The 22,281-nt window shown below is 43.1% G+C and carries 17 protein-coding genes; 4 read left to right on the forward strand and 13 right to left on the reverse strand.

Annotated elements, in window-relative coordinates:
- Nucleotides 1-86: 86 nt before the first annotated feature.
- On the forward strand, nt 87-1,037 hold the full coding sequence (corA, locus tag EAE91_RS02375; RefSeq protein ID WP_214087091.1) for a magnesium/cobalt transporter CorA: 951 nt from the start codon (nt 87-89) through the stop codon (nt 1,035-1,037).
- Between the two features lie 412 nt (nt 1,038-1,449).
- Here corA and EAE91_RS02380 read toward each other — a convergent pair whose 3' ends face one another.
- The 13 genes from EAE91_RS02380 to EAE91_RS02440 form a co-directional block, all read right to left on the reverse strand.
- Complete coding sequence (locus EAE91_RS02380; RefSeq protein ID WP_214087092.1) at nt 1,450-1,902, reverse strand: GNAT family N-acetyltransferase; 453 nt, start codon at nt 1,900-1,902, stop codon at nt 1,450-1,452.
- 7 nt (nt 1,903-1,909) lie between these two features.
- Complete coding sequence (gene rarD / locus EAE91_RS02385; RefSeq protein WP_214087093.1) at nt 1,910-2,800, reverse strand: EamA family transporter RarD; 891 nt, start codon at nt 2,798-2,800, stop codon at nt 1,910-1,912.
- 111 nt (nt 2,801-2,911) lie between these two features.
- Nucleotides 2,912-3,382, reverse strand: coding sequence for a thioesterase family protein (locus EAE91_RS02390; RefSeq protein WP_214087094.1), 471 nt, complete (start codon nt 3,380-3,382; stop codon nt 2,912-2,914).
- A gap of 297 nt (nt 3,383-3,679) precedes the next feature.
- Nucleotides 3,680-6,097, reverse strand: coding sequence for a GNAT family N-acetyltransferase (locus EAE91_RS02395; protein WP_214087095.1), 2,418 nt, complete (start codon nt 6,095-6,097; stop codon nt 3,680-3,682).
- Entirely contained in the window at nt 6,097-7,398 is a 1,302-nt protein-coding gene (locus tag EAE91_RS02400; protein ID WP_214087096.1) for a lysine N(6)-hydroxylase/L-ornithine N(5)-oxygenase family protein, read from the reverse strand. Before EAE91_RS02400 ends, EAE91_RS02395 begins: the two co-directional genes overlap by 1 nt.
- A 30-nt stretch (nt 7,399-7,428) precedes the next feature.
- Nucleotides 7,429-8,973, reverse strand: coding sequence for a pyridoxal phosphate-dependent decarboxylase family protein (locus EAE91_RS02405; RefSeq protein WP_214087097.1), 1,545 nt, complete (start codon nt 8,971-8,973; stop codon nt 7,429-7,431).
- Between the two features lie 176 nt (nt 8,974-9,149).
- On the reverse strand, nt 9,150-9,926 hold the full coding sequence (fhuF, locus tag EAE91_RS02410; protein WP_214087098.1) for a siderophore-iron reductase FhuF: 777 nt from the start codon (nt 9,924-9,926) through the stop codon (nt 9,150-9,152).
- Nucleotides 9,927-10,105: 179 nt separating this feature from the next.
- On the reverse strand, nt 10,106-10,918 hold the full coding sequence (locus tag EAE91_RS02415) for an ABC transporter ATP-binding protein (RefSeq protein ID WP_214087099.1): 813 nt from the start codon (nt 10,916-10,918) through the stop codon (nt 10,106-10,108).
- On the reverse strand, nt 10,918-11,961 hold the full coding sequence (locus tag EAE91_RS02420) for a FecCD family ABC transporter permease (RefSeq protein ID WP_214087100.1): 1,044 nt from the start codon (nt 11,959-11,961) through the stop codon (nt 10,918-10,920). Before EAE91_RS02420 ends, EAE91_RS02415 begins: the two co-directional genes overlap by 1 nt.
- Nucleotides 11,948-12,961, reverse strand: a complete 1,014-nt coding sequence (locus EAE91_RS02425; protein ID WP_214087101.1) for a FecCD family ABC transporter permease — start codon at nt 12,959-12,961, stop codon at nt 11,948-11,950. The genes EAE91_RS02420 and EAE91_RS02425 overlap by 14 nt, the downstream gene beginning before the upstream one ends.
- Nucleotides 12,958-13,974, reverse strand: coding sequence for an iron-siderophore ABC transporter substrate-binding protein (locus EAE91_RS02430; protein WP_214087102.1), 1,017 nt, complete (start codon nt 13,972-13,974; stop codon nt 12,958-12,960). The genes EAE91_RS02425 and EAE91_RS02430 overlap by 4 nt, the downstream gene beginning before the upstream one ends.
- 68 nt (nt 13,975-14,042) lie before the next feature.
- Nucleotides 14,043-16,280 (reverse strand): TonB-dependent siderophore receptor, encoded by a 2,238-nt coding sequence (locus tag EAE91_RS02435; RefSeq protein WP_376744730.1) that lies wholly within the window; start codon nt 16,278-16,280, stop codon nt 14,043-14,045.
- Between the two features lie 50 nt (nt 16,281-16,330).
- A complete protein-coding gene (locus EAE91_RS02440; protein WP_214087103.1) occupies nt 16,331-18,154 on the reverse strand; it encodes an IucA/IucC family protein in 1,824 nt (607 codons plus the stop codon).
- Nucleotides 18,155-18,603: 449 nt separating this feature from the next.
- Here EAE91_RS02440 and recQ point away from each other — a divergent pair, with 449 nt between their 5' ends.
- From recQ to yigL, 3 genes are read left to right on the forward strand one after another with little or no spacing between them, the layout of a single operon-like run.
- Nucleotides 18,604-20,430 (forward strand): ATP-dependent DNA helicase RecQ, encoded by a 1,827-nt coding sequence (gene recQ / locus EAE91_RS02445; protein ID WP_214087104.1) that lies wholly within the window; start codon nt 18,604-18,606, stop codon nt 20,428-20,430.
- A gap of 14 nt (nt 20,431-20,444) precedes the next feature.
- On the forward strand, nt 20,445-21,443 hold the full coding sequence (gene pldB, locus EAE91_RS02450) for a lysophospholipase L2 (protein ID WP_214087105.1): 999 nt from the start codon (nt 20,445-20,447) through the stop codon (nt 21,441-21,443).
- Nucleotides 21,444-21,465: 22 nt separating this feature from the next.
- Nucleotides 21,466-22,266 carry a sugar/pyridoxal phosphate phosphatase YigL gene (gene yigL, locus EAE91_RS02455; RefSeq protein WP_214087106.1) on the forward strand — a complete coding sequence of 267 codons (801 nt, stop codon included), beginning with the start codon at nt 21,466-21,468 and terminating at the stop codon, nt 22,264-22,266.
- The last annotated feature ends 15 nt before the right edge of the window (nt 22,267-22,281 follow it).

Genomic DNA, 22,281 nt, shown 5'->3' on the forward strand with positions numbered 1-22,281 from the left:
CCAGGTTGAATGTTGACAGGCTTTTTCTTCTAAGCGTAACATTCGCGCCTTACGATCACGTAGGGAGTAAAGGAGACTTATGATACATGCTGAGCGCATTTAAATTAGAGAATAATCGCCTGCTCCGTCTTGAGTTTGAAGAGGGAGAAAAGTTATCTGATTCCTTATGGGTCGATTTGGTTGAACCGGCAGAGCAAGACAGGCTGCAAGTTCAAAATGAATTAGGCCAAATTCTGGCTACCCGACCGGAGCTGGATGACATTGAGGCGTCGGCGCGTTTTTTTGAAGATGAAGACGGGATACACGTTCACTCATTTTTCTACTTTGAAGACGCGGAATACCATGCAGGCAACGCAACAGTTGCATTTACTATTCGTGATGGTCGTCTCTATACATTGCGAGAGCGGGAGCTCCCTGCGTTCCGATTGTATCGTATGCGTGCTCGTAATCAGACATTAGTTGATGGTAACGCTTATGAAGTGCTGATGGATCTGTTTGAAACCAAGATCGAACAGTTGGCTGATGTTATCGAAAATATTTACAGCGTGCTGGAATCCCTGAGCCGGGTCATTATGGAAGGGAAACAGGGTGATGAATTTGATATTGCCTTGTCCAGTCTTGCTGAACAGGAAGATATCGGCTGGAAGGTTCGCTTGTGTCTTATGGATACTCAGCGTGCGCTTAACTTCTTGGTGCGACGGGCTCGTTTGCCGGGAGCTCAACTAGAGCAGGCCCGTGAAATCTTGCGGGATATTGAATCGCTGCTGCCACATAATGAATCTCTGTTTCAGAAAGTTAATTTTTTGATGCAGGCGGCAATGGGCTTTATCAATATTGAACAGAGCAGAATTATCAAAATTTTCTCGGTTGTCTCTGTGGTATTCCTGCCGCCAACGCTGGTGGCTTCCAGTTATGGTATGAACTTTGATTTTATGCCGGAGTTACACTGGACATTTGGTTATCCGGGCGCAATTGGTTTAATGATTGCTGCCGGTCTTGCACCGTACCTCTATTTTAAGCGGAAGAATTGGCTTTAATATATAGCCGCTATAATAATTGTATTATGGCGGCTATAATAAAAATAATACGATAATAGTTTAATCATCTTTTTGTGGCGGCATTGGGTTTTATTATTATTTTAAAATATTGATTATTGAATTGAAATAATCTTAATGTTATTAAATGCTTATTCTATATGGTTTCTATAATCTCTGATTAGATATATAACTTGGAGTGCTTTTTGTTTTAAAAGAAGCTTTTATTATTTTCTATCTTTAATGTGATTAAGGTTTTAATTTTTTAATTGAAATATTATTAACCTTAATTCTACAGTTTTATATTAAATGTGAAAACAGGATGAGTTAAATTAAATTTTTTTAAAAAATAGTGTTTTATTATTAAAGATGTGACGATAAAGGGTATTAATATATAAAATAGAATTAGATTATTTTACAGGGTGTATTTAATCATACGAATTGCTGTTCCTAATTGAGTATATTCTTTTCCCAAATATTTAAAGCCAAGGGCAATATAAAACCCTTCTGCTTGCGGATTAGCCATCACTTGTAATGATGCTTTGCCTTTTATATGAAGATCATTTAATGCGATTTGCACCAATTGCTTGCCAATGCCTCGATGCCAAAAGGTTGGTTCAACAAATAATCCATCAAGTTCAGCATTTCCATCAGATTGAGGCAATACAACACTGAACCCTAGAATTACGCTAGCTTGTTCTGCAACATAAACATACCCTGCTTCAATATGCTCTATAGGCAGTTCTATCATGTGGGGATTTGCTAGTAATAATTCTCTATCTTCTTCCCACATAAGAGACGCCCGTAATTGCAGATCTTCAAGTGCGATCTGTTCGGTTGTATTAGCTAATCTGATGGTTATTTTCATTGTTTTGCTATCTCTGCGATCTACGCTGTGTATACACTGCGTTCAGTGTAAACAGCACTAATGCAGCCCAGATAAAGCCGAAAGTAATCAGACGGTCAATGCCTATTTGTTCACCATAAACCAAGGTTGCTAGCAAGAACATTAGCGTTGGGCCGACATACTGAAAGAATCCGAGTGTGGATAGACGTAGATGGGCAGCGGCTTCTGTGTATAACAGTAATGGCACAGTAGTAATAATGCCTGCGGCAATCAGAAATAAATTGAGAGTTGCTGAGTTATTACTTAAATCACTGGTTGGGGTGTTGGCAAAACCAAATAGGTAAATGGCGGCAACCGGCAGTAACCACAGTGTTTCAATCGTCATGCCTGTTTGAGCATCAACATTCATTTTCTTACGCAGCAGAGCATACAGAGCAAAAGTGACAGCCAAACTTAGTCCAATGACCGGTATAGAACCAAATTGCCATAGCTGGATTAATACGCCGGTGAAGGCCAGAATAACCGCAGCCCATTGTGTGCGGCGGAAACGCTCACTGAGAAACAACATACCAAACAACACGTTAACCAATGGGCTAATGAAATAACCTAAGCTGGCTTCCAGCATATGGCCGTGGTTCACCGCCCAGATATAAATCAGCCAGTTACAGGCAACGACAGTAGCCGTTACCGCCAGAAATAATACTTTTTTAGGTTGACGGAAAATTTTGGCTACCTGTGACCAGTGACGAGTTAATGTTAGTAGCAGCAACATAAAGAAAAATGACCAGATAATACGATGGGTCAAGATTTCGTCAGCAGGTACTTGCTGGATATGTTTAAAATAAACGGGTGCGATTCCCCAGATAAAACAGGCACCGAAGGCGTACAGTACTCCTTTGGTAGTTTGTGGCTTGTTCATATTGTCCTGATGTTAATAAAGGTGGAAAGAGTGTCATGGGTTTTTAGCCCGTTAACATGAAAATAATATGTCACCGGGCTGAATATTACGCAAGCGATTAAAATTATATTGTCATCCTACCAGATAGGTCGCCGTTACACTGGCGATATGGGCTCTCTGCTCATTATGTAGTTCTGCTCTGGCGACAGAGACTTTGTTGCCATTGCGGATAATGCTACTGGTGGCAGTAAATAATTCACCACGACCGGGACGTAGATAATCCACCCGCAAATCAATCGTTCCCATTATTGATAATCGTTTTTCTAATTCTTCTAATGATGCCGGTACCAGACGGGTCAAGGCGTTACCGATACAAACCAATCCACCACATACGTCTAGCACTGAGGCAATTACGCCACCATGTAAAATTTTCTGTGCGATATTACCGACTAATTTACTTTGGTTACGGAATTGTATTTCTACGTAATCTTGTTCAAATCGAATCAGTTCAAGTTCTAATAATTGGTTAAAAGGCATATCGTGAACAAAAGCATGACCAATCATTTGCCGGGCTTCTTCCAGGGTTAGTAGAGTTGTAGACATTTAATTTTATTCCTAAATAAAGATATATGTTACCAATGTGACTTTATATAGTTAATGGCTTGTTAATGTTATGCTTTTATTGCTAACCTTGCCAGCGTTAAGGAATGCTTGGCAATAATCTGAATAACATCATTATAGGTAAGTTGAAACGGGAAATAATATCGGTGCTGGAATTTAATCTATTGAAACTACGTATATAGGTAAATTATGTAAATAAAGAAGGCAGTACTGTAGCAGCACCGCCTTATATAGATCGTTAGCATGTTACCGATGTGACACCGTTTTCCATGCTCATTGTTACGAATGACCAAATTTGGCAATTGGGTTAATCAGATTATCAGCAAACTGTAAACTTTGAGCCGGATCAGCTAAATCGAGCATCTGACGGTTATTCGCTATTTGCAGACGATTTAAACAGCAGCGTTTAATCTCCGGTGTAAACAGATCGTAACGCACAAATTGTTCACTCAATTCAGGATGGTTGTGCTGATAGCTTAAAATACAATCTGCTACGGCCTGCCAGAACAGATCCTGTGAATAGTCACCCTGTTCATCCAGTATTGCAGCCAGATAGCGGAATATACCGTCAAACACATCAGATAAGATAGTCAGTGTTTTCATATCTTCCGGCATGTCTACTTTGACTCGACGCGCTTTTTCCGGTAAATCGGCGTCGGGATTCATGACCAGAATCTCTTCCGCTAAATCCTTCATAAAGATGTGCTGTGGAATATGGTTTTCCAATACCATGATGATATTTTCGCCGTGTGGCATAAACATCAGATCATAAGCGTACAAACAGTGTAACAGTGGTGCCAGATAACTCTCTAAATAGCGACGTAACCATTCCTGAGTAGATAGGCCGGATGCTGAAATTAACGCAGGCAGTAGGGCATTCCCTTGCTGATCACTGTGCAGTAACGCAGCCATCGTCATCACTTGCTGCCCAGATTCAATAAGTTGCAGAGGGTTTTCTCGCCATAGTGCCGCCATCATTTTTTTATAAGGCGTATCACTACTGATTGCTTGCTCGTAATAGCTGTTTTTGAATCCAACACTGGCGACTTCTCGTAAAATTTTAAAACGATAACGTTGCAAGATAGGATCTTGTGTTACTAAATCGAATAACCAGTCGTTAATGCCTGGCGTCGTCGCCATGTAATAAGGTGATAAACCGCGCATAAATCCCATGTTCAGAATGGATAACGCCATTTTCACGTAATATCGCTGAGGATGACTGCGATTGAATAAGGTACGGATTGACTGTTGTGCTTGGTAGGTATCAGCGCCAATACCAAGGTAGACCAGTTTCTGATTAGCGATATCGGGCGCAAACACGGATGCCAACTTGTTCTGCCATTGCCAAGGGTGAACAGGCATCAGTACGTAATCCTCTGGATTAAGGTTAAGCGCGATCAACCGCTGATCAAATTCAGCCATTGTGGTGGTGCCTAGTTCTTGTTCTAGTAACTGTTGATAATTGAGTTGCTCTATACAAGCAAAATGCGCTTTGCTCTTATGTGCGGCCAGCCATACTAAATGCATAGCAGAGGCGGCTTCGGGACTAAAGTTCTGGAAATCACCAATATCAAAACCAATCCGGCCATTGTTGGCGACGAAAGAGGGGTGCCCTTCCGTCATCTCCCCTTCCAGCGCCTGAAAATCAGTGTTCACGAGATCCATTGCACTGATACCGATTCTGTTATGCTTAAAAGCACTGCTATAAAGAGTACTGGTAATTTCTTCCAGATAGGTAGGCATTACAACGTCGCTGATACCAAGTTGTTGTTTAAACTCAATAATGAATAGTAAGGAATCGAGTTCTGCTATTTCCCCGTTGGCATGTTTTTGTAACGAATTGGCATCAATCAGCCAGTGATCCAGTGCCATACGTCGTGCCCGGAAAGTATAGCTGACCAGGTGATCAGCACTATTCAAACAGTAACTATCCAAACGGTAATGGTGATATCCGTCGCTATCCGTTTTTTCAGTTAACTGTTGAGGCGCGAGTAAACATTCATGTGAAAATTCAGAAATAGCTTTACACAAGTGCAGACGATTAACTTTTTGCCAGACGGCGGGTTGCAAATGTGTGGCATTTGTCACCAATGAACCCGGGGGAGTTGATGTTGTCGCTTGGTGTTCCCGCTGCAACGCAATCTGGTGCTGTTCTCTGGTGCAAAAGGCTAATTTGGCTGTTTTATTCGGTAATACCAATGCCTTCTGATAAACAAAACCAGCCCGTAGATTAAGCTTGTGAATTTTCTCATTACGTATATCAGGTTCAACCACAATTCGGGCCACAGTAGGATCACTAAAAATAAAGGCCATGATGGTTTGGAAAATTCCCCAGGTGAAATGCCTTATTTTTTCTTGCGGTGGGGCAACCAGAATATGCATCCCCATATCATCCGGGTGTGCTGGATAATATTTGCTAATCAGATCATCTTGTGCACGATAACACTCTAATAGGAAAGCAGGTTGATCCCGATAGATGCCAACAAATACACTACCCGGATGGCGGAATTCTAAATTATGATAAAATTCCCATGCTTGTTGTTCGGTATTATTTAGCATTCCCCAATAATGAGCATAATCTTGGTTAACCCAGTCAGTTAATATGGGAATATCCCGTTCCAGATCCAGTGGACGTAATGCAAAGCTGCCTATTTCAGGCAAGGATTTTTCAAACAGCGTAGGATTAAAGACGGACATTAGCATGCTCCTTCTGTGTCAACGCTGAACTGCTGGAAAGCGATACTTTTCTCAATCGGATAATGTTCAATACCGGTAATTTCATAAATCAGGCAGGAGTTGCGATAACAGGCCATTCCCAGATCCGGTGTGACGAAACCGTGGGTATGTAATTCCACATTCTGTATGAAGATGGTATTGTTCTGGTCGATACTGTAATTACGCTGTACGCCATAACGTCCTTTTTCATCCCAACGGATAAGGTGACGTATACCTTCAATAAAAGTTGGAGCTTGGTATTGATAGCCGGTTGCCAGAACGAGCCCTTCTGTATTGAGAGAAAATGCTTGCTCCTGCTCGTGTTGAAATAATGCCAATGTTAGATCACGGCCATTGTTAGCATGGCTAACTTGTTGTAATTCACTATTAGTATATAAATTAACGTTTAATTCACCGTTTAATCGTTTGGTGTACATTAAATCGAAAATATCATTGATTAATGAACTGTTGATACCTTTATAAAGCTGCTTGTGGGACAGATTTAATGCATCACGCTTTTCGCCCGGGAGATTATAGAAATAATCTACATATTCTGGAGAAGTCATTTCTAGTGTCAGCTTGGTATATTCCAGCGGGAAAAAACGTGGCGAACGAGTAAGCCAATTAAGTTGATAATCGAATTTGTCAATATCACCGAGCAAATCGTAGAAAATCTCCGCGGCACTTTGTCCACTACCCAGCACAGTAATAGATCGCTTTTGTTGTAAGGCTTTTTTGCTCTTCAAGTAATTACCGGATGTCACCATCTGATCAGCGAAGGGTTGGCAGCATTTTGGAATATAAGGTGCAGGCCCGGTACCCAATACTAATTTTTTACAAACAAATTGGTATTGTTGCCCAGTTAACGTATCTGAACAATGTAGTGTATATAGCGAAGCGTCTTCATCATAGCTGATACTATCAACGCATGTGTTAAAGCGTAAATTAGATAACTGTTCTGCCGCCCACTGGCAATATTGGTTGTATTCTTTACGCATCAGGAAAAAACTTTCCCGGATATAAAAAGAGTATATTCTCCCTTTTTGCTTAATGTAATTAAGGAAGCTAAGTGGATGCGTGGGTGATGCCAGGGTCACGAGATCTGACATAAAAGGGGTCTGCATAGTGGAATTTTCCAGCATCATTCCCGGATGCCAATCAAAGCCCGGTTTTTGATCGATAAACAGGCTATGAACATCTTTTAGTGGCTGAGTTAAACAAGCCAGTCCGAGATTAAAAGGACCTATTCCAATGGCAATAAAATCATAAGGGCGAGTTGTCATAATTTCTCCTGGTGAATAATATTAATATCATTAGTTGTTATTATGGGTTGCCAGAAAATCGTTTCCGTGCATTACGATGTTATGCACAATTTCTTGTAGATGCTGTTGGTTTGTTGCCGGGTTAAGGAAAGTGAATTTCAGATATTGTTTGCCATTGACTTTCGTACCCGCAATGACAGTATTGCCTTCACGGAATAGTGTTTTACGAATAGCGGCATTGATGGCGTCAATATCTGCATCGGGTAATCTTTGTTTAGGAATAAAACGGAAAACCAAAGTACTTAGCTCTGGATAATGAATAAGTTCAAAATAGGGATTCTGTGCCATTAATCGATAGGCATCCTGAGCTGTATCGACAACTTTATCGAAAGCTTGCCCAAGTCGTTTTGCTCCCATAATTCGTAATGTCAGCCACATTTTCAATGCATCAAAACGACGAGTTGTCTGGATACTTTTATTAACCAGATTGGGTGTACCTTCCTGTAACGCACTTAGCGGATTCAAATATTCGGCATGGTAGGTCAGATGGGATAAGTGTTTCTTATTTTTGACGAAGAAAGCACCGCAACTGACTGGCTGGAAAAATGACTTATGGTAATCCACAGTGACAGAATCGGCTAAATTGATGCCTTCCAGTAGATGAGCGCGACGAGGCGAAACCAGTAAGCCGCATCCGTATGCAGCATCTACATGTAGCCAGATGCCATACTGTTTGGCGATAGCCGCGATAGGGTGAAGTGGATCAATACTACCGAAATCTGTGGTACCGGTTGTCGCGACAATGGCAAAAGGAATATTGCCTTGTGCGATACACTGATTAATGTTTTGTTCCAGTGCTTGAGGGTCCATACGGAACTCACTGTCGTGAGGAACAGAGACCACGGCGTTGTACCCCAAGCCAAGGATAGCGGCGGCTTTTTGTGTACTGAAATGGCTGACTGTCGAGGTAAAAATACGCAGTTTATGGAAATCTGCTGGCAAACCGTGTAGCTGGTTTTTATGTTCAGGATCGCGCTGGTGACAAAAATGGTCTCGCGCAAGTAGCATTGCCATCAGATTTGATTGGGTGCCGCCACTAGTAAAGATCCCATCGGCATTTGTACCTAATGCCATTTTATCTCGTGTCCAGTCGAGAACTTTTTGCTCTATTAGTGTCCCACCAGCGCTTTGATCCCAGGTATCCAATGAAGAATTAATCGCGCCAATAATGGTTTCAGCCAGAACGGCGGGTAATACTAATGGACAATTGAGATGGGCGACATACTTTGGATGATGAAAATAAACAGCATCTTTAAGATAAAGTTGCTGCAACTCATCTAAAGCCTGGTTTAAAGACGTAAGCGGAAGATCTAAATTCACTTTAGAAAATAGTGGGGATAACTCATGGGGTAATATCCCACTGAAAGGCTTATCCACCTGCTGTAATATTTTCTTTATTCTGGTAATGACATTATAAGCGTCATCAAGATAGTCTCCAGCACTATGCATATTTAAGAAATATCTGGAAAAATCTTCGTCCGTTATATGACTATCTTTTGTAGGTGAATGGTCTAATAGCAGAGCTTCTCCGTACATTATATGTCCTTATTATTTCATGTATAGGTTGTGATTTGGTTATTGCCCAACATAGTTGATTTTATTATGTGTAGTATTTGGTTAGAATTAAATAACTGTTGAATAATAGCGCGATTAAATCATAATAATATCTTTTTGCCGGAACAGATAAGAATTAAAAATTATAGAATAGAATGTTAGTGCTTATTTTCTACCTTAGATTCCAAAGGGCAATCATGGCAATTACCGACGCCAGGTAGTTTATTTCTTTGGCAACAAGTGCGACGTTGCATATTGTTATGCCGTAAAATAACAGTACGATAAAGTGGGTTATCTCTACCGTCAGGTAATTGTGGCTCCATAAAAAGACCGTTTATAATTTCTTGATATAACTTGCTATTTATTCTTGTGCTGAATTCGGCAAGATACCAATGCATAATATAACCGATATTATTCCATAGGAGCCGTCCATTTATCCCATGATATGATTCGATCTTTTCACATACAGGAATAATATGGCGATCCAACAGAGAATAATGACGATGGAGTAGTGATAAAGGTGCTTCATTTAGCCAGGTTAAATGATAGTAAACAATATCTGGCCTGCCGCTGTCATGGAATTCAACCCGAAAAAGATTGTAATGAGTATCCACTGCTTGTGGATATTCCAGCAACATTAACATCATCGGGGGAATAACCAAACCAAAATACCATTGCGCCCATAGAGAATACAGGGCTTTTTGGTTTGGTTTTATATCATTGTCACCGTAGTATTCATCCTGATAGCGCTGGATTAATACCGGAAATTCTCTTATATCTGACCATTGGGAGAAACTCATGCTGGCAGCAGGGATATTGTCTGCATTTACTCTCATGGTGGCAGTAAAATGGCTAAACGTTTGTTCAAATAACTGGATGATATCTTCAATTACCACGCTGGTTAAAGGGATAATTGAATTGTTTGTATTTGACACCACCAACTCCCTGTTTACATGTTCATACTACCTGATTGTAGTATCTTACATATGACTAATCATTGTAAATATAATTATGATAATTATTATCATTATCATTGTTATTATCAAGTAGTGAACCTTTTGGGTACCTATATTGCTTGTTAATACAGCAAAACCATAGGCGGCTCATTCCCGGCTCAGACGGGATTATATTTCGGAATAATCAATGGTTTACCTGATTCTGGATCGCAAATAATACGGCAAGGGAGACCAAACACATCGGCGATACTCTGTTCGTTGATAATCTCTTCTGGTACCCCTTCGGCGTAAATTTTACCATTCTTCATCATAATTAAATGTGAAGCGTAACGTAGTGCCAGGTTAATATCGTGCAGTACCAGCACCAACGTTTTTCCCTGTAAATGTAGACGCTGACAGAGATCGAGCATTTCAATCTGATGAGTGATATCCAGATAAGTGGTTGGCTCATCTAACAGTACAATCGGTGTTTGCTGTGCCAGTGTCATAGCAAACCAAGCGCGCTGACGCTGACCACCGGAAAGTTCACTGACTAACCGTTGTGACATGTCTTGAAGTTCAACCGCATATAAAGCGTCGTTAACGACTTGTTCATCTTCTGCTGACCACTGCCGTAAAAAGGATTGATGAGCGTAACGCCCACGTGAAACCAAATCGTATACAGTCAACGCTTCGGTGATGATTGCTCCTTGTGTTAGCAGAGATAACTCACGTGCTACCGCTTTGGGTTTGTAATGTCGAATATTGCGCTCATCGAGCAGAATTTCACCGTACTGTGGGGTGATGCCTCGGCTAATGGCGCGTAGCAGGGTCGATTTTCCACAACCATTCGGGCCAATGATGACGCTGAATTCACCATCACGAATAGCAATATTTAAGTGCTCAATAATTGTTTTCTTGCCGTATGCCAGCGAAAGATCTTGAGCTGTCAATCGTGAAGCGCGAGTTGGGGAATTGATATCAAGTGACATTACTTGGTTCTCCTTAATTCAGCGTACAGCAAATACATCAAATAGATACCGCCTATCCCGGCGGTGATAATGCCTACTGGCAGACGTGCCGAAGTAGGGAGTAGCAAAGTAATTAAGTCGGAAGCGAGTAGTAGTAATGCTCCCACCAGTGCGGAGCAGAACAGAGCAGCACCTTTTGCCCGTACCAAGCGGCGGGCAATTTGTGGCGCAGAAAGCGCGATAAACGCCACGGGCCCGACAACCAGCACCGCCATCGAGGCCAGTAGTACCGCGAGTAACAAGCTCATGAGCTGAATGATACGGACTGGCACACCGAGCGTATTAGCAACTTCATAGCCGAGATTGACGTAGTTTAATTGCCGTCCTAACCAGAGTAGAAAGGGGACGAACAGTGATGTTCCATAAATTAACCCAACATCTTGCCAACCTCGGTTGGCGAGGCTACCGTGCAACAGAGAAGCGAGTTGCTGTGCTTGCTCAAGACGTACATTCGAAATAGCGAAATTAACAAATGCCATACAGAGGGCGGCGATAGCAATCCCGGAAATGACAATTTTGGTTGTCTGCATCTGTCCAGAGCGACTAATGTTTCCGGTGTATACCAACAGTACTGCAAAGCTGGCCCCTAGCAGCGCACCTACAGGGATCGGCAGTACGCCAGGCCAAATGGTCAGGGTGGCGACTATGCCAGCAGCAGCACCGGCATTAACGCCGATAATATCTGGGCTACCGAGTGCGTTGCGGGTTGTCAGTTGAAAAAGTGAACCTGAGAGTGCTAGGGTTGCACCGGCACCGATAGCCACTAATGCACGGGGTAAGCGTAGCTGTGTGAGAATAAATTCCTGATAAGGAGTTGAGGTTGCTAGCCACGGGTTATCGATACCTTGCTTACCCAGTGCCAGAGAGAGATAAAACAGCACTGCAAGTAGTAACAATATCAATAAGATTGCTCTTTGCGTCCGCTGTGGGGGCACAAGAAAAACAGCGGTTCCCAACATAAAGGTTCGAGTTTTTGTCGGTCTAGATAGGTTAATCCGCGACATAATTGACTCCACGATGGGTTTTAATAACCAGATAGAGCAACGGTCCGCCGATTCCCGCGGTGATAATTCCCACCATGATCTCCCCGGGTGCTATTACCAACCGTGCCAGTATATCGGAAGTCAGCAGTAGGCAAGGCCCGGCAAACAGGCAATAGGGCAGTAGCCAACGAAAATCGCTGCCAACTAAAGCCCGCATCAAGTGGGGGGCAGCTAAGCCAATAAAGGCAATAGGGCCTGCCATAGCGGTAGCCACTGCCGCCAGCATAGTGGCAGTAATAAGCGATAACACGCGGGTGCGGGCAACATTAGCGCCAAGCGAGCTGGCGATACCTTCACCAAACACCATCACATTTAGGGAGGAGCTGAGTGAAAGGGTCAATATTAAGGCAAATAACAGATAGGGTATCAGCGAACTCGCTTCTGCCAGAGACATTGCACTGAGCGATCCGATGGTCCAGAATCGGTAGTTATCCAACACATGGGCATTCATTAATACAACGCCTTGCACAAAAGCAAATAAGCAAGCGTTAATGGCGGCACCGGTTAATACCATGCGTGCTGGATTGCTATTACGTTGTCCTCCACTGAGCAGGTAGAACAGCAATGTAGCCAGACTAGCGCCAATAAATGCTGTCCAGAAGCGCGGAAGTTCATCCAGCATGGGGATGAAAGAGAAACTGACAACCACCGTAGCAGCTCCGGCGTTAACACCTAGTAAGCCCGGTTCGGCTAACGGATTACGCAGCAATCCCTGTGTTACGGCCCCGGAAAGCGCCAGTGCCGCGCCAGCCATGATGCCAATTAACGTGCGTGGTTTGCGGGCATTGATGACTAAATCGCTATAGCTGCCACTGTCGCCTAACCAATAGTGATGCCATATGGTTGATAGCGGTAATGTTTTTGCGCCCAGACTTAAACTGGCAATAATACAAATTAAGGTCAGTAATATCATGAGACCTAAGCCAAGCAGCAGTAGGAATCGGCGTTTAGGATTTGTCATGATGATTTAATTGCCTCTGCCAGAATTGGCATAAATTGTGATAAACCCCAGCGTAAACTAAGCGGTGTACCGTAAGACATGGCAACGACCAATGATTGGTCGGTTAGCGGGATATAACCGCCCTGATGTACAGCTCGGATGGATTGAAATAACGGCTGTGCTTCTACTGCTTTACGTTCTTGTTCATTATTGAACCAAGTTATTAAGATATCAGCACCATTAAGATAATCCGCATTTTCCAGTCCTATATTGGCGGCGAAACTGCCGAAAGGATCGGCCAGTGTGCTGACTGATGGCAGTAGCGTTAAACCAAGATGGACTAACGTATCGACGCGTGGATCGCCTTTGACATATACCGATAGCATATTACTGCTGATACCAGCCTTGATGTAGGCGAAGGTATAGCTGTTGATATGTGGAATGGTATTGCTTGCCTCACGTAATATGGCATTCAGCTCGGTGGTGAGTTTTTCTCCCTGCGACTGTTTATCTAGCGCACGAGCAATTAATTCAATCTGTTGTTGTGGTGTTGTAAGCCAGGGATGAGACGGATAAGCGATTACTGGGGCGAAGTGTGACAAATGGTCATAAATCTCTTGGGTGATGCCTGATTGAGTTGCCACGATCAGATCAGGCTTAAGGTTAATGACCTTCTCAATGTCCAACTCAGGATACATGTCTATTACGGTGGGTAAAGTTCCGCCACGCTGTTGCACCGCTTGTTTAAACCACGGCAGATAGCCTTGTTCATCTCCACCCCAACGATGGGATTCAATCCCGACAGGTACGATACCCAGATCCAGTACGATATCTTCCGCTCCCGCCCCGAGGGCGACAACACGCTGAGGTTGATGTGTAATCACCGCGGTACCCAATACGGTAGTAATTTGTTTGGGATAGCCGGATTTATCTGACGGTGCATTGTTTGTGTTGGCTGGCTTATCACAGCCAGCCAACAGACTGACCAACAGCATCAGCAGTACGGCAAACCCTTTGCAACGCTTCAATTTCATTGTTTGCTTTCCTTCAAATAAATAGAAACATAAGGTTTGCCGTCCGCAGTGTCATTATGACTTTAAACTCAGAACTTATAACGCAAGATCGCTTCAATGTTGCGAGGTGCGCCATAGTAATACTGAGAATATTGGCCGAACTGGGTGTAGTAGGTCTTATCAAAGACGTTATTCAGGTTAACCGTCAAAGAGAGATCCGGCGTGAATTGATAACGGCTCATCAGGTTCACCACAGCAAAGCTGTTTTGTTCCGCTTGCATTGAGGTCTTTCCAGGCCCATCAATGGTCAACCAGGTTTTATCCTGCCAGTTAACACCACCACCGATGGTCAGATTACTCATCGCACCTGGCAGGGTGTAGGTGGTAAACAGTTTAAACAACCTATTTGGCATATTGGAATTGATTCGTACACCATTAGGATCTGTTGCCCGGAATTGTGTGTAACCAGTATAAAGACGCCAATTATCTGTCAGTTGACCACTGATTTCTGCTTCAAACCCGCGAGTTTTGGTACCATCCACTGTATAACGAGGGATGGAGAGATCCGGTAGTTTCGGTGCATTGTTATCTACTAATGGCAGGTTATCTTGACGGATTTCAAAGACTGCCAGTGAGTAATCGAGGTTGTTATCAAAGGCAACACCTTTTAGGCCCACTTCATAGTTTTGTCCAGACACTGGGGCAAGTAATTTGTTATTGCGGTCACGGTGGCTTTCCGGGTTGAATATTTCGGTGTAACTGGTGTAAACCGACAAATCTTGAGTAATGTTGTAGATCAACCCACCGTAAGGAACAAATTCGTCACTGTAGCTGGCATTCTGTGCTGTACCAAAGTTATCACCGCGTGTTTGCCAACTGGTTACCCGGCCGCCGAGGATCAAGGTCAGCGGATCTGCCAGAGAAATTTGAGTGACGGCATAACTTGCGGTCTGTTCATTACGGCCTTTTGAGCCATAAGTTCGCGTATTACTCCACTCTGGTTCAGGATATTGCCAGCCAGGAGAGGTGAAGTCACCCAGTCCGGCGCAGTTGCGCTTGAGCATACAGGTTGCGCTGAAGTAATCGTTCTGGAAATCCTGTTGCTGATGGTTTAAGCCGAAGCTGACATGGTGAGTGCGGTTAAATAACTGGTAATCACCATTCACCTGTAGATCGTAGTTCTTCTGACGGCGACTGCCATCAATAAGTGTCATGTTACCTGGCACCATACCAATATTGGTGCTACGGTCAGGAAAACTTGTTGCCCACAGGACTTTTTGGTCTAGAGCGTTATTATCATAAGTAAAGGTGCCCTTTACACTCCAGCCGTTGTCAAAGTTATGTTGCAGGCTAGTAAAGGTGGAGAAGGTCCGAACTTTTGAAAAAGCCCAATCAGGAGCATAGCTGTCGCTGCGTTTATAGTCTGTTTTGCTGCCGTCGGCAAAGTAGATTGGCAAACCACCAAACATACCGCCACGGGTGTGGTTGCGTTGATGATCAACGCCTATAGTCAGCAAGGTATTTTCTGTCAAATCCGCTTCAAGGATGCCATAGAACGGGTATCTTTCGTGGTTATTGCGATCAAGAAAGGAGTTGGCCGCTTGATAGGCTGTAACGAAACGTCCGCGTAGGTTGCCACTGTCATTTAGCGGGCCGGAGAGATCAAGGCCAGTGCGCCATTTATCCCAAGAACCCGCTCCGACAGAGAATTCACCACGAAAATCACGGGTAGGACGTTTACGAATCAGATTAACGGCTGCCGAAGGATTGCCTGGGCCGACCATCAAACCAGCCGCTCCACGTACTACTTCAATACGATCAAACAGGTCAGTATCCAGAAGATTGTCACCATAGTTAAAGCGAGTGTCGTAGTAGGTCGCAACTCCATCACGCAGGATGTTATTGATGCTCATGCCACGAGAAGTAAACCCGAAACGATCGCTATCAAACTGGCGTACGCTCATACCGGTTGTGCTATCGATGACGCTATTAACACTGTCCAGATTTTCGTCAAGCATACGTTGTTTGGTCACGACACTGACTGTCTGTGGCGTTTCACGCGCCGAGAGGTTTAGACCGGTGGCGGTGACCATCGACGTGGTATTGTACATCCCGGTGTCTTCGGTCACCCCTTCATGTTCTGGTTGTGAAGCGGTGACGAGTATCTTGTCATTTTGGGCAGCGGATTTATCGCTTGTATTTTGCGCACTTGCCGTGATTGCATAACTATTTCCCATCAGTACTAACTGGATAGTCATTGCAAGAGTTGTTTTTTTAATCATGGAATCCTTTTGCAAAAACGGATACATCACTTTCTTATTATTCATTCCATCCCCAAATTAAATCTGCTGGTATTTATCTATGTTGATATTTTTATTTATTGCTGCTCTGCCTGATGAAGAGTAACCGAGTATTCATGGCGTAAAGCGTATAGTGGATTAACTAAAGTTCCGGCGAATTTGAGATTCTTTTCACGGTCGTCAAGATCGATCATCTGCTGATTATTTGCCATTTGCAGGCGGTTCAGGCAGGTACGAACAAATTCCCGCTTAAACAGATCGAACTTACGGAATTTTTCAATCTGATGCAGATGTTGTGATTGATAATTATGGACACAGCGTGCAACCAGTAACCAGAAACGCTCTTCTGGCAGATTGAGATCTTTTTGCAACAGTGGAATCAGGTAGCGGAAGAAACAATCGAAAATATCCAGGAAGATATAGTTAATTTTCATGTCGTCTTCGATAGTGACGTGCAGGAAATTAATCTCTTCAGGCAATTGGAGATCACCATTCAAAATAGCGATTTCTTCACCAATATCTTTCATCAACATGTTTGTCGGGCTGTTATTATCCAATACCAACATCAGGTTTTCGCCGTGTGGCATAAACACCAGATCATAGGTGAAGAAAGAGCGCAATAATGGAGAGAGGTAAGCATCGAGATAACGTGACACCCACTCTTCTGGATTTAAACCGGAATACTTTACTAAGGCGGCAATGACGGAATTACCTTGATGATCAACATGCAGCAACGAAGCCATTGTCATCAAGCGTTGGTTATCTTTCAACAACGTCATTGGGCTTTCACGCCACAGTGCAGACAACATTTTCTTATGTGGGCTATCTTTCTTAATGGCTGATTCAAAGTAGTTATTGAAATAACCGAGAGCAGCACGTTCCCGTAATACGTTAAAACCCTTCTGTTGGAAGAAACTGTCATTATGGACTAAGTTGCTGAGCCACTCATTGACTGATGGGGTTGTAACCATGCTGTGTGGATCGAGCCCCCGCATAAAGCCCATGTTCAGCACGGATAGGGCGGTTTTAACGTAGTTCTTCTTCGGTTGAGTAATGTTGAAGAAAGTACGGATAGATTGCTGTGCGAGGTAGCGATCATGGCCTTCTCCAAGATAAACAATATTATCATTGGCAATATCTGCCGCAAAGCTGATGGCGATACGGTGCTGCCATTGCCAGGGGTGGAGAGGCATCAAATAATAATCTGACGGGCATAATCCCAACATATTAAGGTGGCGTTCAAATTGGGCTGGCAGATATTTCCCCAATTCTTCTTCTATTAATTGTTGGTATGAAAGATCGGATAAGGCAGAAAAAATAGCTTTATTCTTATGTACCGCAATCCAGATTAAAGTCACCGGGCTGGCGCTTTCAGGTGCATAGCGCTGATAATCATCGGCATCAAAACCAATTCGGCCATTATTCGCAATAAAGACCGGATGGCCTTCACTCATTGCCGTTTCAACGACTTGATAATCAGCATGAGCTAAATCTTGGGCTGTAAGTCGGTTGTACTGATATTTAAAAGCGTGACCGTAGAGGGTGCTAGATATCTCATCGAGATAAATCGGTAGCATTTTTTCCGGGATTTCCAGTAGCGGATACAACTCAATAATCAGTTGAATGGCATCAAGTGGCTGAGATTGATTCTCCTTGAATTTGGTTACGGATGCGGCATCAATATCAATATGATCGAGCTGATAAGCCTCCGCTTGAAAATGGTATTGGTAGTCACCTATTGCCAGAGAGTACTGTTGCTGTCCATGATAGGTAGGATTAATTAATTTTTCGTGACACAGCTCACGAAATATTTTTGTCACCAGGTGGCGATTGGCATGGAGCCAGTTCTCTGCGTTGAGGTGCAGAGTGTGATTATCAGAGTTAATATGTAGTGAACTCATGGTGATAACAATCCCTATTCATAATCAAAAATCGTATCCAACATAGTCGCTATACACTGGAAACAAATCGGTACGCTTAATTTTGAAATTTTCGAATATAAGCATCCTTACTCCAGGTATTCATTCCGGTTCTCTTAGACAGGTGACTTTTGGGGTATTCAATTTTGATAACATTAATACAAATTATTATCATTAACAACTGTGTAAGTGTAAGGATTTACTCTAGTTTTGTTTAAATAGCAGGCGAAAATGTGGCGTTATGGCGCTGCATTGAGATGAGTAAGATGAATTGGGGGAGAATTTTTGATCGGCTATAACCTTTAACAAAACCTGCTTTTATACCGAGATGATGTTCAATGACATGCTGTAATTATTTCGAGAGTGAGATAGCATAATGCTCAGGCGTTTTGAATGGCGTCTGTGATTTTTTAATATGGTTGAGGAAAAGCGTGTCTACCGCAGAGGTCATTAATACGATATCACTGACGGAGCAGGTATTGCGGGAAACCTTTGGTTATTTGCAATTTCGGCCTGGTCAGCAACAAGTTATCAATACCATTCTTGAAGGGCGTGACTGTCTGGTCATTATGCCGACTGGTGGCGGTAAATCATTGTGTTACCAAATTCCGGCGCTGGTACAGGAAGGGGTAACTTTGGTTGTTTCCCCGTTGATATCTTTAATGAAAGATCAGGTGGATCAACTGCGGGCAAATGGCGTTGCGGCAGATTGTCTGAATTCAACTCAGGCCCGTGAACAGCAGATTGATGTGATCCGGCGTTGCCGTCAGGGAATGATTAAATTGTTGTATATCGCTCCTGAGCGTTTGATGATGGATAACTTCCTTGAACAACTTCTGGAATGGCAACCGGCAATGCTGGCTGTGGATGAAGCTCACTGTATTTCACAATGGGGCCATGATTTCCGGCCGGAATACCGGGCGTTGGGGCAGCTCAGGCAGCGCTTTCCTGCCTTACCCGTCATTGCGTTGACGGCCACCGCTGATGAAACTACCCGCAATGATATTGTCCGACTACTGAATCTTAATAATCCACTTATCCATATCAGCAGTTTTGACCGTCCCAATATCCGTTATACCTTGATAGAAAAATACAAACCATTAGATCAACTGTGGCTATTTATTCGCGGTCAAAAAGGTAAAAGCGGCATTGTTTACTGCAACAGTCGGAACAAAGTTGAAGAAATATCAGAACGCTTACAAAAACGCGGCTTGAGTGTCGCGCCATACCATGCCGGGTTGGATAACGGTCAACGTGCGCGAGTGCAGGATGCATTTCAGCGTGATGATTTACAGGTGGTGGTGGCAACCGTGGCGTTTGGTATGGGAATTAATAAACCCAATGTTCGGTTTGTGGTGCATTTTAATATTCCACGTAATATCGAATCCTATTATCAGGAAACGGGACGCGCTGGACGTGATGGTCTGCCGGCGGAAGCGGTGCTGTTTTATGATCCTGCGGATATGGTATGGCTTCGTCGTTGTCTGGAAGAGAAAGAGGCGGGTACACAGCAGGATATTGAACGGCACAAGCTCAATGCGATGGGGGCTTTTGCCGAAGCGCAAACTTGCCGCCGTCTGGTGTTATTGAACTACTTTGGTGAAAGCAAACAAACTCTTTGCGGCAACTGTGATATCTGTCTTGATCCACCAAAAAATTATGATGGTTTGGTGGATGCCCAAAAAGCGCTTTCTTGTATTTACCGGGTTGGGCAGCGCTTTGGTATCGGCTATATTGTTGAAGTGCTCCGAGGCGCGAATAATCAGCGTATCCGTGATATGAGACATGATCATTTGCCGGTTTACGGCATCGGTAAGGATCAGAGTCAGGAACACTGGATGAGTGTATTGCGGCAACTTATTCATTTAGGCTTTATCAGTCAAAACATTGCCAATTATTCTGCATTACAATTAACGGAAGCTGCGCGTCCGATATTGCGTGGTGAAGTTTCGCTAAAACTGGCTGTTCCACGAATACAGAATCTGAAAGGGCGTAGTCAGCAAAGTAAATCGTATAGTGGTAATTATGATCGCAAACTATTTGCCAAGCTGCGTAAATTACGGAAATCTATTGCTGACGAAGAAAATATCCCGCCTTTTGTTGTATTTAACGATGTCACGCTAATTGAAATGGCGGAGCAATGCCCGGTTACGGCTGATGAATTGTTATTAATCAATGGGGTAGGGCAACGGAAACTGGAACGTTTTGGTAACGTCTTTATGGCTTTAATTTGTGAACATCTAGAGGAGTTTGGATAGTCTGAGGACAGCTTATGACGCCGGAAATGTTGAAAGAAAGTTGGTTCAATCGTGAGATGCAGTTCTCTGCTTTTGCCAACGGGCCTTTATTAGATTTTTGGCAAGCTAGGGAAGAGTGTGAATTTATCGGTGTCGATAATGTACTGATACGTTATGTCCGTTTTTGTGCAGCGGTAAAAAATGACAGAGCGGTTGTTATCTTTCCTGGCCGTAGTGAAAGTTATGTTAAATACTCGGAAGTAGCATTTGATTTTTATCACCTTGGCTACGATGTTTTTATTATTGATCATCGTGGGCAGGGGCGATCCAGCAGGATGCTTGCAGATCCACAAAAAGGGCATGTAGAAAAATTTGATGATTATATTGATGACGTTGAAATATTAATAGAAAGAGAAATTCTTCCTCGTCATTATTCTCACTGTTATGCATTAGCTCATTCAATGGGGGCGGCAATATTAGGGGGATTTTTATTACGTCGCAGCCAGATATTTGATGCAGCAGCCCTTTGTGCTCCTATGTTTGGTATTAACTTTCCTATGCCACGTTGGTTGGCAACTTTTCTGGTGAACCGGGCTGAAAAGCGGCCAGATATGCGCAACCATTACGCGGTACTCACTGGGAAATGGCGTCCGTTGCCTTATTTGATAAACCTGCTGACACACAGTTATGAACGTTATAGCCGTTACCTCCGTTATTACGCGGATTATCCTGAATTACGTATCGGGGGGCCGACATATCGTTGGGTGCGGGAAAGTATCTGGATTGGCGATATGCTGATAGAAAAAGCCGGAGAAATTGAGACGCCATTGATAATTTTAAAAGCCAGTGAAGATAAGGTTGTTAATAATTGCCGATTACGGGCTTTTTGTGAATCACGTAATAAAGCGGGGGCTTTCATCAAAGAACGTTCACCTTTGATTATTCAAGGGGCGCATCATGAGATCCTGTTTGAAAAAGATAAATTACGTAGCCAGGCCCTCAACGCCATTTGTGATTTTTTTGACCAGAATTGATTCAATTATAGGAATGATAACTATGTATCACATTGTTGCTTCAGATTTAGATGGCACTTTGCTGTCTCCTGATCACAAATTAACTTCTTACACCAAGGAAACTCTTAATTTACTGACCAATAAAGGCATTCATTTTATTTTTGCTACTGGTCGTCATCATGTAGATGTTGCGCAAATCCGAGATGTTCTTGGTATTGATGCTTATATGATTACTTCCAATGGCGCTCGGGTACACAATGCTATGGGTGAACTGGTTTTCAGTCACAATGTTGATCCTGAGATCGTGCATGATTTGTGCCTAATGGAGTTTGATAACACTGATATTCTGACGAATTATTATTGTCATGATCACTGGTATATGAATCGTGAATGTCCTGAACAGAAAGAATTTTTTCAGGAATCAGTGTTTCATTATCAACTTTTTGAACGTGACAACTTTAAAATCGATGATGTATGTAAAGTTTATTTTACCTGCGGCGATCATGATCTATTGGTTACGTTGGAAGAGAAAATCAAAGCGCGTTGGGGTGATAGAGTCAATGTGAGTTTCTCGTTGCGCAATTGTCTGGAAGTTATGGCTGGTGGTGTTTCGAAAGGTCATGCACTTGAGCAAGTGGCTCAAGCTATGGGTTATAAACTGAGTGATTGTATTGCTTTTGGCGATGGCATGAATGACTTTGAAATGCTGGCGGTAGCAGGTAAGGGCTGTATTATGCAAGATGCTCACCAGCGCTTGAAAGATATCCTGCCAGAAATGGAAGTGATTGGCTCAAACGCTGATGATGCGGTTTCCCACTATTTGTGCAAAATGTATCAGGTTTAATTTATTATTCACTGT

Origin of the sequence: Photorhabdus noenieputensis (assembly GCF_018448935.1) — a bacterium.
Lineage (GTDB): Bacteria > Pseudomonadota > Gammaproteobacteria > Enterobacterales > Enterobacteriaceae > Photorhabdus > Photorhabdus noenieputensis.